Origin of the sequence: Brevibacillus fortis (assembly GCF_003013395.1) — a bacterium.
Lineage (GTDB): Bacteria > Bacillota > Bacilli > Brevibacillales > Brevibacillaceae > Brevibacillus > Brevibacillus fortis.
On record NZ_PXZM01000003.1, the window covers coordinates 230893 to 247005 of the forward strand.

The 16113-nt window shown below is 46.0% G+C and carries 12 protein-coding genes; all 12 read right to left on the reverse strand.

The window, feature by feature from the left end:
* Positions 1-2: 2 nt before the first annotated feature.
* Positions 3-518: an acetyl-CoA carboxylase biotin carboxyl carrier protein gene (gene accB / locus C7R93_RS02690; protein ID WP_106837352.1), complete on the reverse strand. Its 516-nt coding sequence runs from the start codon at positions 516-518 to the stop codon at positions 3-5.
* 239 nt (positions 519-757) lie between these two features.
* A complete protein-coding gene (locus C7R93_RS02695; protein ID WP_167402423.1) occupies positions 758-1405 on the reverse strand; it encodes a TetR/AcrR family transcriptional regulator in 648 nt (215 codons plus the stop codon).
* Positions 1406-1484: 79 nt separating this feature from the next.
* Positions 1485-2387, reverse strand: coding sequence for a M15 family metallopeptidase (locus C7R93_RS02700; protein ID WP_106837354.1), 903 nt, complete (start codon positions 2385-2387; stop codon positions 1485-1487).
* 95 nt (positions 2388-2482) lie between these two features.
* On the reverse strand, positions 2483-4060 hold the full coding sequence (locus tag C7R93_RS02705) for a glutathione ABC transporter substrate-binding protein (protein WP_106837355.1): 1578 nt from the start codon (positions 4058-4060) through the stop codon (positions 2483-2485).
* A gap of 96 nt (positions 4061-4156) precedes the next feature.
* Positions 4157-5128 carry a peptide-methionine (S)-S-oxide reductase MsrA gene (gene msrA, locus C7R93_RS02710; RefSeq protein ID WP_106837356.1) on the reverse strand — a complete coding sequence of 324 codons (972 nt, stop codon included), beginning with the start codon at positions 5126-5128 and terminating at the stop codon, positions 4157-4159.
* A 170-nt stretch (positions 5129-5298) separates the two neighbouring features.
* Positions 5299-6678 carry a M20/M25/M40 family metallo-hydrolase gene (locus tag C7R93_RS02715; RefSeq protein WP_106837357.1) on the reverse strand — a complete coding sequence of 460 codons (1380 nt, stop codon included), beginning with the start codon at positions 6676-6678 and terminating at the stop codon, positions 5299-5301.
* A gap of 235 nt (positions 6679-6913) precedes the next feature.
* Positions 6914-8011, reverse strand: a complete 1098-nt coding sequence (locus tag C7R93_RS02720) for a Ger(x)C family spore germination protein (RefSeq protein WP_106837358.1) — start codon at positions 8009-8011, stop codon at positions 6914-6916.
* Position 8012: 1 nt separating this feature from the next.
* Positions 8013-9083 carry a GerAB/ArcD/ProY family transporter gene (locus C7R93_RS02725; RefSeq protein ID WP_106837359.1) on the reverse strand — a complete coding sequence of 357 codons (1071 nt, stop codon included), beginning with the start codon at positions 9081-9083 and terminating at the stop codon, positions 8013-8015.
* Positions 9080-10429 (reverse strand): spore germination protein, encoded by a 1350-nt coding sequence (locus C7R93_RS02730; RefSeq protein ID WP_106837360.1) that lies wholly within the window; start codon positions 10427-10429, stop codon positions 9080-9082. The genes C7R93_RS02725 and C7R93_RS02730 overlap by 4 nt, the downstream gene beginning before the upstream one ends.
* Before the next feature lie 135 nt (positions 10430-10564).
* On the reverse strand, positions 10565-12583 hold the full coding sequence (locus C7R93_RS02735) for a S9 family peptidase (RefSeq protein WP_106837361.1): 2019 nt from the start codon (positions 12581-12583) through the stop codon (positions 10565-10567).
* 5 nt (positions 12584-12588) lie between these two features.
* Positions 12589-14391, reverse strand: a complete 1803-nt coding sequence (locus C7R93_RS02740; RefSeq protein WP_106837362.1) for a S9 family peptidase — start codon at positions 14389-14391, stop codon at positions 12589-12591.
* 80 nt (positions 14392-14471) lie between these two features.
* Entirely contained in the window at positions 14472-16100 is a 1629-nt protein-coding gene (locus C7R93_RS02745) for a peptide ABC transporter substrate-binding protein (RefSeq protein ID WP_106837363.1), read from the reverse strand.
* Positions 16101-16113 lie beyond the last annotated feature (13 nt).

Below are 16113 nucleotides of genomic sequence, written 5' to 3' on the forward strand. Positions count from 1 at the left end.
CATTACGCTTGCTTCACCAGGAACAACGGCTGTCCATGCTCGACCAACTGACCGTTTTCCACCAAGATTTGGACAATCTCCCCTTTTACTTCTGCTTCAATCTCGTTAAACAGCTTCATGGCTTCGACAATACAGACAATGGTAGTTGGATCTACCCGATCATTTACGGATACGTATGGGGCTGCGTCCACAGCAGGTGCTGCATAGAAAGTTCCGACCATGGGAGAAGTGATTTTATACAAGTTTTCTGTCACTTCCGCCGATTTCTGAGGAGCTTCAACAGGAGTCGTTGCGACTGGACGCTCAATCACTTCTTTTTTAGGTAAAGACTTAATGGGTGCCGAGGTCACAAATGGCGCGCTTTTGGTTTGTACAAATGCCTGTTTTACGGCTGGGATTTGATTCACATTTCTTCGTTTGATACGCAAAGACGAATCTTCCTCATTTACCTCAAAAGATTCTATGTCTGTCTGCTCCAATAGCTTCACAAGTTCTCGTAATTCGTAAATGGTAAGCACGGCTATTCCTCCCTTATTCCCAATCTGACTGGGACAACCTCACGAACCGACTAGTTGGTCCGGAACGAATGCACAAGACCGACCAGTTGGTCTTTTCGTTATTATAACAAATGTCAGAATACTAGTACAGACCAACTAGTTGGTCTGACTGATGTATTTTATAAGGGACCATCAAGCGACTATGCCCCTTTCTCTTATCGAAAAGCTTGAGTGTAGCCGCATGATCCTTGTTAACACCCCTACAATGGCTTGAAGGGACTTTCTTGCGATTGTAGGAAAAAACGTTGAAATGCCGGGTTTTCCATCGAATCTGATTTCAAAACGGAATGCAGAACCATATCTGCATAAATATCCGCGATTTGCTCGATCGAGTACGTCCCTGACTTCTGATACCATTTGTAAATCCAGTTCACCATTCCAAAAATAGCCATGGACACAATTGGCACAGGCAGCTCCGGGCGGAACTCACCCGATTCGATCCCGTCCGAAATGACGGTGAACATGATTTTTTTATAGCGATCCCGTTTGGTTTCAATATCAGTGTAGTACTCTGGAGCTAAAAATAAGCTCTCCTGATAAAAGATCGTAACCTGTGAGCGATACAAATCAATCATCATGACAAAAGATTTTACGATCGCTTGCAGTCGCTCTGTCGGGGTATCCCACTTCTCGTAAGCTTCTTCCGCTTTTTCCAGTACATAGGTAATAAATTGATCATGAATGATGTAGAGGAGTTCATCCTTTGATTTGAAGTTGTGATAAAATCCTCCCTTCGACGTTCCGCTTTCTTTCACAATTTGATCCACAGTTACTTTGTGGTATCCATTTGCTTCAAACAAGCGCATGGAAGTTTCAATAATACGTTCTCTGATTGATTTTTCGGCCATTATCTTCACCCGTGAACATTATAGCATAACTACATAGAAAAAACGCCGATTCTACCTGCGAGAGATCGACGTTTCTTCCTTAATTCGTAGGTGTGGAAACAGGCACAGCACCTGAATATTCTTCGAGCGTGATTCCTTTTTCTCCGATTTCTTGCGCGATCTCGGCACCTACATAACGCAAATGCCACGGCTCATAAATATAGCCAGTAATCGCGTCTTTTCCCTCTGGGTAGCGAATGATAAATCCAAACTTCTCGACGTTTTCATCCAGCCACTTCGCTTCCTTGGTTCCTGCAAAGCAGCTCGTTGCTGCGCATTTACCATCCTTACCGGAGACGTCAATCGCGAGTCCCGTCTCATGCTCACTCGTCCCAGGAACGGCACTGTATGTCCGTGCCTTCTCTACACCGTCTTTTTTTACATAGCGATTAAACAGCGCTTTCTGATAAGCGTGGGAGCGGTAGGCAGATACCCCAGCCAGCTGGACACCGTCAGCCTGGGCTGCAGCAAATAACTGCTCAAGCGCACCCGCTGCCTCTTTGCGCATTTTGCGTTTCTCGCTCTTTTCAGGGAGCAGGTAAGGAACGTTGGGAAACACTAAATCATTTGGCTGATAGTTCTCCGGAAGCTTGCGTTGTTTGTTCACCAGAACAGCAACACTCTCGGGCTCACCCACGACCTCGATGTCAGGGAACGACAGCTCAGGTGGCTGACCCGCTGGCGGCTTTTCTGCCGGCTTCGTTTCCGTTGGCTTCGCTTTCTGGGGTTGCTCTGGTTGTTCTTGCTTCGGTGTTTCAGCAGATGGAGGTGCTGTCTCCTCCTTTGGCTTCGCTTCTTCATTCTTTGGAGGGGTTGGTGTTTCCACAGATGGTGGTGTCTGTGGTTCCTGTGGAGCAGCCGTACTGTTACATCCAGACAACACAAAGGTCATCGCGGTTACGAGTACGAGCGGATGCAAAAGTCGGTGTCGAAAACTTCTCATTGTAACGTTCCTTTCGTTTTGGAGCTGATCCAATTATGTAGGTAATTAAAGTACGTACCTATTATGACATAATTGACCTGCGTTTCGTTACATGTTTATTGAGAAATCACGACCTGATCGATATTCAGGTAACCCGCCGGACTGATAGAGAAGCCCTGAATATTGTTGCTGATAACAGCCAAATTCTCTAGATTGCGAATCGGAACAACCAAAGCATCTTGCAGCTCTACTTTTTGTGCTTTTGCATAGATGGTGAGTCTTTTGGCTGGATCTGTTTCGCTGCGACCAGCCTCGATGAGACGATCCAGCTCGGGATTGCTGTATTGAAAACTGTTGCCAGCCCCGCCACCCGATGTATGAAACAAATTGTACTGATTATAGTCCGCATCCCCAGTTGCATTTGCCCAGCCACTGACAAAAATCTCATGATCCTTCGTTTTCTCAATGGTTCGGACAAATTCATCGTAGCTGACGACTTTTAGGTCCGCATCGATGCCGATCCCTTTTAATTGCGACCGTATCACTTGCGAAACCAAGATTCGATCCTGTCTGTTATAGGTAATCATTTGAATAGGAAAACCATCTGGATAACCCGCCTCTGCTAGTAACCGACGTGCTTGGTTGATGTCGTACGGGTAACTTTTCACAGTCGGACTGTAGCCGAACACATGCGGTCCAATCGGTGAGTTCGCCTTTGTTCCCACATTGTTATACACCCCTTTAATAATCGCCCCCGTCTCGATCGCCATGCTGATGGCTTTCCTCACACGGATATCATTCAGTGGTGGACGTGCTACATTAAACCCGATAAACTCAGTCCCGAGCGCATCACTGCGGTACACACGCATCTGTGTGGACGCTTGAATATGATCTAGCTCCATGACAGGGATGGATTCCGCAACATGTGCTTCTCCATTCTCGACCATTGCAATGCGAGCCGCATCATCCGGAACAACCTTGAAGACGACTTGATCAAGCGTAGCGGCCTCGCCCCAATAGGACTGGTTTTTGCTCAACGTGATTTGACTGCCAGGCTCCCATGATTGGAACTGATAGGGGCCAGTACCAACCGGGTGATGCGATAATTCCCGTCCATATTTATCTATGGCAGTAGGGCTGATGATGCTCCCCTCGTGACTGGCCAAAATAGAAAGCAAGGGCGCAAATGGCTTATGTAAAATGAATTGCACTCTGTACGGATCGATGACCCTTACCTGCTTTACTTTCTCGAACATCGCTGCGCGCGGAGAAGCCACCGCTGGATCTAATACGCGATCAAATGTTTCCTTGACCGCCTGTGCATGAAAAGGAGTCCCATCATGAAAAACAACACCTTGTCGGAGCGTAAACTCCCAAGTAAGATCGTCGATTTGTTCCCAAGCCGTTGCCAGCTGTGGCTGAATGTTCATGTTCCGATCTCGTTTGACGAGCCCTTCATACACTTTTCCTTGGACGACACTCGCCTCATTGATCGTCAAAATAAAATGGGGATCGAGATTGGCGGCATCTGACATACGTGCAATGGTTAACGTCCCACCCTCGGCAACCTTTTGGGGTGTAGGTACGATCTGATTGTTGTGAGGTTGCCCCTCACCGAAAGAACAGCCTGCTATGGCCATGATTGCTGCGAGTAACAGTCCAATTAGTCTGTGAAAGGATGTCTGCGTGTACATTGGACCCTCCCTGCATGCTCTTGTGTTTAACTAGTTGTAGGTTTAGCAAAAAGACCGCCCTTCTCCCATGTTTCCCAGAGAGTAGCGGTCCACACTCTATTCTTTTTCAAATAAGCGCTTGTACTCCCCGAATCCTTCTTCCTCCAAACGATCCTTCGAAATGAAGCGCAATGCGGCTGAATTAATGCAGTAGCGCAATCCATTTTCTCCTGGACCGTCCTCGAATACGTGGCCGAGATGAGAATCTGCATCTTTGCTGCGAACCTCTGTACGAATCATATTATGTGTCACATCCACATGCTCCGTTACGTTTTGCTCCTGTAACGGCTTGGTAAACGAAGGCCAACCGCAACCCGAATCGAACTTATCCATGGAGCTGAACAAAGGCTCGTTGGAGATGATGTCTACGTAGATGCCCTCTTCCTTGTGATCCCAGAATTCGTTCGTAAATGGCCGTTCTGTCCCGTTGTTTTGCGTCACCTCGTACTGGAGCGGGGTCAAGATTTTTTTCAAGTCTTCTTGCTTCGCACGGTCGCGCCATGCTTCCTTGGTGAATTTCGCCCTTCCTGATGCCGCGCGGTAGTACTGGTAGCGAATCGGATTTTTCTTGTAGTAATCCTGATGATATTCCTCTGCCGAATAAAATGGCTTGGCAGGAAGTATCAACGTTGCGATTGGCTTTTGAAAGCGTCCACTGGCTTCCAACTCCTGCTTGGACTTCAAGGCGAGCTTTTCTTGCTCTTCATTATGATAGAAGATCGCCGGCGCATACGATTGACCGCGATCACCGAATTGACCACCAGCATCCGTCGGGTCGATTTGTCTCCAAAACATTTGCAGCAATTCCTCGTATGAGATAAGCGATGGGTCGTATGTGATTTGAACTGCTTCATAGTGTCCCGTCGTATCAGAGCATACCTGTTCATAGGTCGGGTTTTCGACATGACCGCCTGTATAGCCGGAGACGACTTGTTGAATGCCTGGCATCTTGTCAAATGGACTGACCATGCACCAGAAGCATCCGCCTGCAAAGGTTGCGATTTCGAATGGATGTGTATCGCTGTTCACGCATTTCGCCTCCTGTAAATGTATGTACTCTATCATTTACGATTGTACATGGTTTGCAAAAGCAAAGTCCACTCTGGAAGTGCCGCGGGAGGGTTTCAAAATAGGAAAGGAGACCTTTTTCCAGGAAAGGTCCCCTTTTCGTAATAGGATTGCATGACACTCGTATGTTGCTACTCTGACAGCGCTTTGGCAAATCCAGAGAGCATGACAACCATATGGGCAATGCCTTCCTCGAAGTCTTTCAAACGAATGGATTCGTTCGGCGCATGTACTTTGCAGCCAACCCAGCCTACACCGGTACTGACAACAGGAAGCTTCAGCTGTTCACCGAAAATATACATCGGACCCGTTCCTGCCGCATTTGGAGAAAGCACTGGTTCATGTTCGTAAATGACGCGAGCCGAATCCAAAACGTGAGCAACAAATGGATGGTGGAAATCGGAGCGATATGCTTTTTGCCCGTTGATCATGGTGACAGTAATATCCGTAAAATCATGCTTCTCCAAATGGTGCTCAATGCAATTCATAATGTGCTGTGGATCTTGACCTGGGACAAGGCGGCAATCCAACTTGGCCTTCGCGCTTTTCGGCAGTACCGTCTTCGCGCCCTCTCCTGTATAGCCGCTATCCAAACCGCAGATAGTCATAGTCGGGTGGAAAACCATGGCTTCTCGTGGGTCCACGCTGTATGCTGCTGTAATCAATGGGCGTTTCAAACCGTATAGCGCTGCTGTCGCCTCTTCACTGAACGGCAATTCGGAAACGACTTTCTTTTCATCGGCTGTCGGTTCCTCGATCCCCTCAAAGAAGCCTTCGACCAAAATCTCGTTTTGCTGATTTTTCATCGTCGCCAATGCCTGTACCAAGCGCCATGCTGCATTATCTACATACGCACCGACAGAGGAGTGCATGTCGATATCTGCTCCAACGCAGGTCAGCTCCAGGTACGCCATTCCTTTGATCCCGGCAACCATGCTGATTCGCTCATTTTCATCCTTTCCACCGAATTCCCAAATGCAGGCATCCGCTTGGAAAAGATCCTTGTACTCTCGAAGATACGGCTCCAGATTCGGGCTGCCAATCTCTTCTTCTCCTTCGATCAGGAACTTAATATTGCAAGGCAAACCACCCGCTTGCTGCTGCAAAATGTGAATTGCCGTCAGACGCGCAACAAGGTCACCTTTGTTGTCGGCAGCACCGCGTGCATACAGCTTTCCATCGATTATCGTCGGGTCGAATGGTTCCGTGTTCCACTCGTGAAACGGCTCAGGTGGTTGAACATCGTAGTGATCGTAAAATAGGATCGTTTTACTGGCGTCCCCTTCACTGCCTGCTGCAAAAAACGCATACACAACAGGATTGCCACCAAGATTGTCGAGCACCTTTGTCTCTCCGCCCACCTCATGAATCATCTTGACCACGTATTCAACCGTCTCTGGGATGGCCTTATGCTGTGCGGATACGGTAGGAAATCTCAAATATTGCTTTAGCTTCTCGATTGCTTGTGGCAAGTTTTCTTGCACAATGCCTACGACTTGTTCTTTGTTCATTAATACGTTCCTCCTACTGACCATGTTTCCAATTGATAAAGCGAGATGATTGGAACATCCTGATTCCAAATCTTCTGTAAAGAGTGAAAAATCTCCTTCCTTTTATCAGAATTTATCTCCGCTTTTCCTTTGAGGATCAAATAATAAGTTTCGAATTATTACGATAATCCATGATTTTTTACAAAACCTCGATTTTCTGTTGCCTATCTTCAATCAAGGTTTTGTATGCCACTCATCATTTAATGATTCCCGTGCTTTCAATCTCCAAATCAACTGTAATGTTAAACTTCATTTTAGAGTATATTTCCTGCCACAACTCCCATTCCTTCTTGCCGTAATGATTTCTAGCCATATAATGTAGTCCGAATCCAATCGGATCAATTTGATGCTTCTGCATACTCTCCAACAGGTTCTTGTATCGATTTTCAATATTCTTCTCCGCAATCCTTTCTATTTCTCCCCAATTCTTATCAAATAAAGCTTGATTAGCTTCCTGAATTCGCCCTCTTACTTTAATATCCATTTGCAAAATTGGGGGTTGCTGTCTGGGGGTCTGAATCTGATAGCGATATGTAAAGCTTTGAATCAATAGCGAGTATCGAAGATGATCTTTTTTTACGCTGACTACAAAATTAGATGGTTTTCGAACAAGTTGGCTAAACAATTCTGTTTGCCCTGGTTGAATAACCATCTTTAATTCTTTCTTGTTGAACAAAGCCACTTGATTCACTTCGAATGACTTTCCTTTTTTTGAAACAACAGGCAAAAAAGGGTCTTTTCCCAACTCGAACATTCTATTGTAAAAGTCATATAAATACTCTGTTACAGCTAAAGACGATCCTATTTTCTCATGTCCAAAGCTTAGAATAAGAGAGTCTGCTGGAACACGTTCAGATCTGGGACTTGCTTCTAATATCTCTTCTGCTGACGGATTCGCAAGTGCCATATACTCAATTCTCTGCACATCACTCCCTCTAAATATCCAATCTGTTGTTGTGAGGATCTCGTCATTCGCTAGATTCCTTCCGATAATAAAAATCTTTGAATGCCCCAAATCAAGTTCTTTGTCCACGTTGGAATTCAAGAGTTCCAACGCCTGAGAAATGGTGTCAGCTTCCTGTGAAATGATTTGAAACGCAGCATGACCCGGCTCTATTCGATGTGTGGGAATCGCCAGTTTTAATGAGACCTTGTACTGCTTTTCTTTACCTTGATCGATTCCTATCGCTACTACAAAAAATCGTTTATCTATATCTTTGAATCCACATCCACTCAGCCCAAACAAAAGCAAAACGAAAAGCACACCGAAAAGCACACCTAGCCTTCTACGCATGTTACTGTTTCCTCCTTCCTATCAAAACCATCAGAAGAACCAACAGGAGCTCCATCATAAACCGAATCATAAACCACTGCTCCGCTACCATAATCAGCTGCTTTTCATTTGTCAAACGCCCGTACCACCAAGTTGCGATACCCACGACTCCAACAATGATCCATCGATATCGTTTGGATTGGCCACGAAAAATACTACTGACTAACTCTGTACCAATATGCCAGCTCATCGAGATAAACAAGAGAGAAACCGCAACGTAAACCATTAAATAATAGAAGACGACTCGTTCAATAAATCCAAATTCCATTCGAAGCGAGTCAACTGTATTCACCCAAAGGTAAAGGTAATTTTCTACAGCCTGCGTACCATGAATACCAATCGGAATAAGGAAGGTGCTCACCAATGTGATCGCCCCTGTAACCGGTACTAACCAAAAATGGGTTAGTGATATTCTCCAAGTAAAAAACCTGTTTAACACAATCAGTGTCATATATCCTGTAAAGCAAAACATCGCTGTTGCTAGTGTATTCCAAGAAGGAATCTCAAAGATGTACTCCGTCGTGACCATAATCGCATTCCACTCAAACGTTTCACTTTGGAGTGCTTTAAATAAGATGAAAACGACGATTGGAAGAATGAATATGAGAATAATCTCCGATAAATAATTGATCGCTGCCGTCGAGCGAGTAGCTGCATAACAGCTTACGATAATTAAACAGAAAAGGAGCTGTTCAATGGGGATAGATGGATTCAGAAACATTTTGGCAATATATGAAAATGCAATTAGAACCACCCCTCCAGCGACTATCCAAAGGAGTCCCAGAGAGAAGCTAATTACGGAGCTTAGCATCACAGGTAATCGTTGTTCAAAAATTTCAGGTAACCCCTGACCTGGGAACTGACGCATTGTCCTGGTAAACAAATAAGCCAGTGTCGATCCAAACACAATCGCGAAGAGGATCGCTAGCCATGCACCTTGAAATCGATACTCCACTAATATTACGGGTACATAAAAAATGGTATTTACCAGCATACATAAAATAAATGGATAAAAATAGTAACGATTCATCATCCAGAGATCCTCTTTTTCGAATTGGTTGATGCATGCTCACCGAATTGGAGTCGAAAAAAGGGTTCACCATAGCTTCTCAGATTGACTAAATACACCAAGAAACAAAAAGCGCCTGAAATAAGTCCCAGGATACCGAATAAAGTAGCAAACACGATTAATGGATACTTTACCAGCCTGATTGCAAAGCTCATCTCGTTGATCGGCACGACAAAATTAGCAATCGCGACAGTTGATGTAATAATGATCATGACAGAGCTGACCAGTCCTGCTTCCTGTGCTGCTTGTCCTAAAATTAATCCTCCCACCGTTGTAGCCGTTGAACCAATATACTTTGGCAAACGAATACTGGCTTCTATTAGCACCTCAATCAGGAAAAGCATAAATAGAACTTCGACGAATGAGGAATATGGGACTGGAGCGCGGCTCCCTGCGATTGACAATGCGAATTGTACTTGGAAGATCTCTGGATTATGAGAAATGACTGCTATGTAAATCGCAGGGAGACATATGGTGAGGAATAATGAAATATAGCGAAGGATGACCAGACCTATCCCTATCCAATACGTTTGATACCGATCGTCCATCGCAGACATAAAATCGTAAAATACAGCGGGAGCTATTAACGCAAAAGGTGATCCATTGACCAAAATGACAATCTTTCCTTGTGAGAGACTGAAGACAATTCGATCGGGTCTTTCTGTAACGAGCATCAAAGGTACAAAGTTAAATTTCTTTTGAGACAATAAATTCTCAAGCTGTCCAGAAGCTTGAATAAACTCATCTTGAATATCATCAATCTTTTGTAACAGCTCCTGCAAAACTGTTTCTTTCACGACATGCTTGTCATACATAACATACAGTTTTGCTTTTGGTTTTTTTCCAACCTCTTTTTCCTTCACCATTAGATTGGAGGAAGCATAACGTCTTCGTATTAGGTTGAGGTTTGCATAGCTATCTTCTGTTAACGCAAATGGTGGCCCTTGTACAGAAGCTTCATTTTTAGCGTAATCTACTTTGTCGTTGATGACCTTGGGCGCGTAAAAGGAAAAAAACGTATCATTAAAAGTGATTAAAGAATAACCCTCTAGAAGCTTCGGTATCATTTCCTTTTCGTCTAGAACCTGCTCACAAAAAAGCTCCGCATCTAAGATGTTTTTCATTTCACTATACGAATGACAAGAGGAGAAAGGTTCCGAAATACGCTCCTGAATCAGCTTCGAATTAATCAAAGATGAATAAAAGTATAATCCTATGGAAAGGTCACCATTAGTAAGATGCTGTATTTCAAAATCTTGTGTTTCACTCAGTTCTCGGAGTTGTCTGTCAATCTCCTCAAGTTGAATCAAAGGAAACACTCCTTTGTGGTTTCTTTTTCCATATTATGCTCGCTTGTTATTTATATCATTCAAGTTATCCCTTTCTAAAATGGACATAGAAATAACCAGTCAAAACACAAAATAATGTGTTTGACTGGCTTACGATTATTCCGCTATTTTTACTTTCTTGTCTAAAGTCAGATAGTTGTCAAACCAATCCGTCGTATATTCTAGTCTCAACACGCGTTGCCGAGGATCACCACTGCGGGATAATTCATGACTTGCACCCGGGAAGCGGACAAACGACACCGGCGCCTTGCCTTGGTGCTTCAATGTTACATATAGCTGCTCGGCCTGTTCGATCGGGCAACGGTAGTCATGTTCTCCATGCATGATCAACAAAGGCGTCTCGATGTTCTCCACCAAGCGAATCGGTGAATGCTGCCACATTTTTTCCGGATTCGTGAATGGATTTGCCTGAATCTCCTCGGCAGTAAAGTAATAACCGATATCACTGACACCGTAAAAACTTACCCAGTTGCAAATACTCCGATCTGTTACACCCGCTTTGAATTGATTGGTTTTCCCAACAATCCAGTTTGTCATGAAGCCACCATAGCTGCCGCCTGCGACACCCAAGCGGTCCTCATCGATAAAATCGAAATGATCGCATGCATATTGCACAGCCGTCATCAAATCACGGTAATCGTTCCCTCCATAGTCACCACAGCACGCCTGAACAAAACGCTCTCCGTAGCCAAAGCTCCCTCTCGGATTCGTGTACAGTACGGCGTAGCCTTTTGCAGCGAGTAGCTGGAATTCGTGGAAAAACGTATTCCCGTACATGGAGTGCGGCCCGCCATGAATTTGCAGTACCATCGGATATTTTTTTCCTTCTTCAAAACCGACAGGCTTGAGCATCCAGCCGTGCAGCTTCCAGCCATCCTTTGCAACAAACTCAATCTCTTCAGGAACAGGTAGCTCAATGCCCGAAAAGAGCTCTTTATTCAGCGCTGTTAGACGTTTTTCTTTTCCGTCCTTCAGACTTACCTGATACAAATCACCAGGAGTAAACGCATCACTAATCGCAGCTACCACGGTTTGTTCTTTTTCATGCAGCGCAAAGCCGTAAATATTCCGGTTGCCCACTGCAACATTGGTGACTTGTCCGTCCAGCGTTACGTGATAAATGCCGGAATTTCCTCGCTCACTTGCGATGAAATACATGCCTGTTCCGTCTGCTGTCCATACAGCACCTGGATTCGGATGGCCTGGCGAGCGCATGTCACCGATGGTGGAATCGCCAACCTGTACGTCCCAATCGGCCGTGATGCATGTATAGTCGCCCTTTTCAAAATCATAGACCCAGATGCGCTTTTGCGCTGCGTACAAATGTGTCTCCAGTTCGCTTCCGATATACGCTAGTTTTTTGCCGTCATATGACCATGTTGGATAGGCAAAAGTCCCCTTGCTGTTGGTCAGCTTTTTCCATTCTCCCCCTTCAATAGGGATGAGAAAAACGTCGACACTGTGCTGAAAATCAGGGTCTTCTTCTCGGTTCGCCGTAATGGCGAGCCATTTTCCATCCGGCGACCAAGAGCCGATCGTATGATTGTATGGTCCATCGCTGAGTGGTGTTACCTCGCCCGTTTCTACATGAACAATGGCCACTTGCTTGTTTTTCTCGTAAATGAATCCGAGATCATCGGATTTGTACTTCATTCTTCCGACATGGATGGCTTTGGCATTTTCTTTCTCCTCGGTTCCCTCCAGGTCTGCGAATGTTTCACCTGCATCCAGGAGCGACGAGAAGACAATGTATTGGCCGTCAGGCGACCAGGTCGGATGACTGACGCCGTTTTTGCAACGAGTGAGCTGCCTTGCTTCTCCTCCGTTTGCATCGATCAGCCAAATTTGTGATTTTCCAGAACGATTAGAGACAAAGCTAATCTTCGAACCATCCGGCGACCAGCGCGGGAAGGTGTCGCGGGAGCCGGACGTCAATGGCTGTGGATCATCCGCATCCAATCGACGTAAATACAAGTGATTTTGGTACGCACGGGACTCATCAATCTGGTTTTCAACATAGGCCAGCGTTTTTCCGTCTGGAGATAGCTGCGGATCACTCGCATACCGCATTTGATACAAGTCGTCAGCCGTTATACCTCTTTGGGTTTGAGTCATGCCAATCACTCCTCGATTTTATTGGTGGATGCAAGTCGCTCCAAAAAGAACCGGGAAATTTTTTGATTCATCGTGATGTGATTGTCCAGCTTTTCGGTAAAGTGGCCTTCATCCTCAAAAATGTGCAAATCGACTTCTTGTCCTCTGCCTCGCATGTCTGCTACGAGCTGTTCTGCTTCACTGACGGGAACACGGGTATCATTCCGCCCGTGAAATACTAGGAGCGGTGCCGTGATTTTATGGGAATGGTTCAAAGGAGCAATTTCTTCAAAAAAGTCATCGTCTTCCCCAAGGAAACCGTATTCGACCTCACGCAGTCTCCGCCTCCATGCCCCGGTGTTTTCCAAAAAGGTCTTGAAGTGAGAAATCCCTACAATATCAACCCCCGCCGCCCATAGGTCAGGGTAATGCGTAAGAGCAGCCAGTGTCATGAAGCCACCGTAGCTGCGTCCCATGATGCCAATCGCATTCGGATCAACGCTTGGGCGTTTGCCTAAATCTTTGACAAGCCAAGCCAAATCTGCTACAGAGTTCATCCGCTTGCGGCGATCATCGAGCTGGACATATTCCCGACCGTAGCCCATGCTTCCGCGAAGATTCGGTGCTACCACCATGAAGCCTTCGTTCGCCAAAAATTGAAAAACAGGATGATACTCTGGTCGAATTTGGCTCTCCGGCCCACCATGGACGTAGACGACGACTGGTTTTTTCTCCTCATGTTCAGAACTATCTTTGGCATAGAGGAAATACGGAACTTCCAAGCCATCAAATGAGGCAAAGGAACACAATTCCGGCTCGATGAGTTTATCGTCCAGAACAGCAGATTGACCAATGCTCGTCACACGTCGACTCGTTTGCTCCGAAATGGTGTACGTCCAGATGTCGCCAGGAAGTGTAGGACTTTTCAATGTATAGGCGAGCTGATCATCACTCACCCATGCCAAGGAAGAGATCACTCCACGTGGTCCTTCCTCCACCCGCTCCCAGCGTTGCTCCGTCAAGGAATAGAGAGCGAGAACGGAGTAGCCTCCTTCATTGATCGTGAAGGCAAGAAGCGTCTCATCGGGGGATAATTTGGCCTCCTCGATGTCCCATTTAGGGTCGTGCACCAGTTTGGCCAACTCACCCGTATTCATTGAAAAGCGGCACAACGCTTTCGTGTTTTCATCGCGGTCGGTTACGAGATATCCCGTTTGGCCGTCTTTGGACAATCCCAAGGAATGATAGCGCGCATGTTTGCTGCAAATAGCGAGCTTATGCGCTTCCTTCGTTTGCAGATTCAGCAAATACAGACTATTGTCAATGTTGGTCTCCTGCACGCTGAAAATGAGCCCTGTCCCATCTGGCAGCCAGCCGATTGGATCTGTGCGACCGTCATAGCGGAAGACTTCCTCATACGCACCACTCTCTACATCCTGAACAAATAGATCAAAGCAGCGCGGATTGCGACGATTGCTGGACCACGCGATCTTTTGCCCACACAGAGACCAGCCTCCCAAATAGTGGAAATAGCCAGGAGCGTCTGTCAGCGGCTTTACAACTGCACCATTTTCCGTTAGCAAAAAGAACTGCTGCCGCTCGTCACCCTTGTTGTCCATACCGACAATCGTTTTCGTTCCGCACGGGGAGTGGTCCACTACTACCACACGATCAGGCAAAAAGGTCACTTGCTCCGAGCAGTTAGTCTCTTCATTCCAGCGCCACAACTGTGCGATACCTGTCAGCTTCGTTAAAAAGGTAATCTCTCTACGCTGTGGTACCACCTTCAATTGATAGGCGGATTTCACTTGCAGATAATCCAAAATCACGAGAAATCATCCTTTCTTCTTTTACTAGACATAGGTTGGAGTATGTAAAGAGAAAAAAGAGGAGAAGCTCCTCTTTTCTTCTATTTTTTGGTTGCCCAGCGAGCGCTTGGGAACGCGTTGACTGGGAAAGTGAGACCTTCCAGGTTTGGTTTCACCAAGTAGTTTTGTTGGTAGTGGTAAACTGGGATGAACGGCATTTCTTCCATCAAAATGGCTTCTGCCTGATGCAGCAATTCCATACGCTTGTTCGGGTCTTGCTCCACTTTTGCCGCCATATTCAACTGATCATACTCTTTGTTCACCCAACCCGTACGGTTGTTCGGGCTTTCACCCAAATAGTAGTCAAGGTTAAACGCAGGGTCGTTGATTTGACCTACCCAGCCCATACGGCCCATTTGATAGTTCTTTTGTTTCGTTGTATCCAGATACACTTTCCACTCTTGGTTTGTCATTTTCACTTCTACGCCCAAATTTTTCTTGAGCATTTCTTGGATCGCTTGCGCTATTTTCTTGTGGCTTTCATCGGTGTTGTACATAAGTGTAACTTCTGGCAGTGTAGACCATCCTTCTTCTTGCATACCTTCTGCCAGCAACTTCTTCGCTGCTTCGTAATCTTCTTTGAAGTAGTCTCCGCCCTCTTCGCGGAAGTCTTTTCCGTTTGGTTGCATCGCTCCACGCGGAACCATCGAGTAAGCTGGTGTCTCTCCACCTTGGCTAACCATTTCAGACAGTGCTTTACGGTCAAGCGACATGGCGAATGCTTTGCGAACTTTTTTATTCGTAAATGGCTCTTTCGTTACGTTAAACATGTACATGTAGGTACCGTAGTAAGGAACGGATTTAAAGTCTGGGCTCGATTTTTCTTGCGCGATAATGTCAGATGGCATCTCTTTGTTGAAGTCGAGCTCACCACTCTTGTACATCTGATAAGCTGTCGTGGCGTCATTCACCATTTTCCAGGTGATCTTTTCCATTTTTACGTCAGCTTTGTTCCAATAATGCTCGTTCTTTTCGATCACGAGCTCGGAGTCATGCTTCCAGGATACGAGCTTGTAAGCACCATTGGAGATGTAGGTGTCCGCATTTGCTGCCCATTTCGACTCGGCTTCCGCTTGCTTCTTGTTGATTGGGTGCCAGTAACGGGTGGCGAGCATTTTGTCAAAGTACGAAGTAGGTGCAACCAGTTCAATTTCGAGTGTTTTGGCATCTACTGCCTTGATGCCTACATCCTCTGGTTTTCCAGTACCTTTGTTGTATGCTTCTGCTCCTTTAATGTAATAGAGCAGGTAAGCCGTAGTCGAAGCAGTTGCTGGATCAAGATGCTTCATGTACGTAAAGGCAAAGTCCTCGGCTGTCACTGGCTCGCCGTTGGTCCATTTCACATCATCGCGCAAAATGAACGTATACTTCAGCTTGTCATCCGACAGCTTCACTTCCTTGGCTTGTCCCAGGATCGGATTGCCGTCCTTATCCTTGGTGTACAAGCCTTCACCCAAATGATCCATAATCCAGAAGGACGTGGTATCAGTCGAGGTGAGTGGGTTCAAGTCTGGTGGCTCGGATTTGGCATTGAACACTACTTCTTGTTTGGCAGCAGCGCCTGGAGTAGTGGTACCTCCAGTCGATGCTGACTCGCCACTACCGCCGCAACCAGCCAGAGCCGGAATGACGAGCGAGAGTGACAGAGCAAAGGCAGCTAATTTCTTCACGGTGTTTCCCCCT

What these genes read in the sequence shown, in the direction of transcription:
- C7R93_RS02715 (WP_106837357.1), bottom strand. Translation starts at nt 6,678, where the DNA reads ATGAACAAAGAACAAGTCGTAGGCATTGTGCAAGAAAACTTGCCACAA.
- C7R93_RS02700 (WP_106837354.1), bottom strand. Translation starts at nt 2,387, where the DNA reads ATGAGAAGTTTTCGACACCGACTTTTGCATCCGCTCGTACTCGTAACC.
- C7R93_RS02720 (WP_106837358.1), bottom strand. Translation starts at nt 8,011, where the DNA reads ATGCGTAGAAGGCTAGGTGTGCTTTTCGGTGTGCTTTTCGTTTTGCTT.
- C7R93_RS02695 (WP_167402423.1), bottom strand. Translation starts at nt 1,405, where the DNA reads ATGGCCGAAAAATCAATCAGAGAACGTATTATTGAAACTTCCATGCGC.
- C7R93_RS02725 (WP_106837359.1), bottom strand. Translation starts at nt 9,083, where the DNA reads ATGATGAATCGTTACTATTTTTATCCATTTATTTTATGTATGCTGGTA.
- C7R93_RS02705 (WP_106837355.1), bottom strand. Translation starts at nt 4,060, where the DNA reads ATGTACACGCAGACATCCTTTCACAGACTAATTGGACTGTTACTCGCA.
- C7R93_RS02735 (WP_106837361.1), bottom strand. Translation starts at nt 12,583, where the DNA reads ATGACTCAAACCCAAAGAGGTATAACGGCTGACGACTTGTATCAAATG.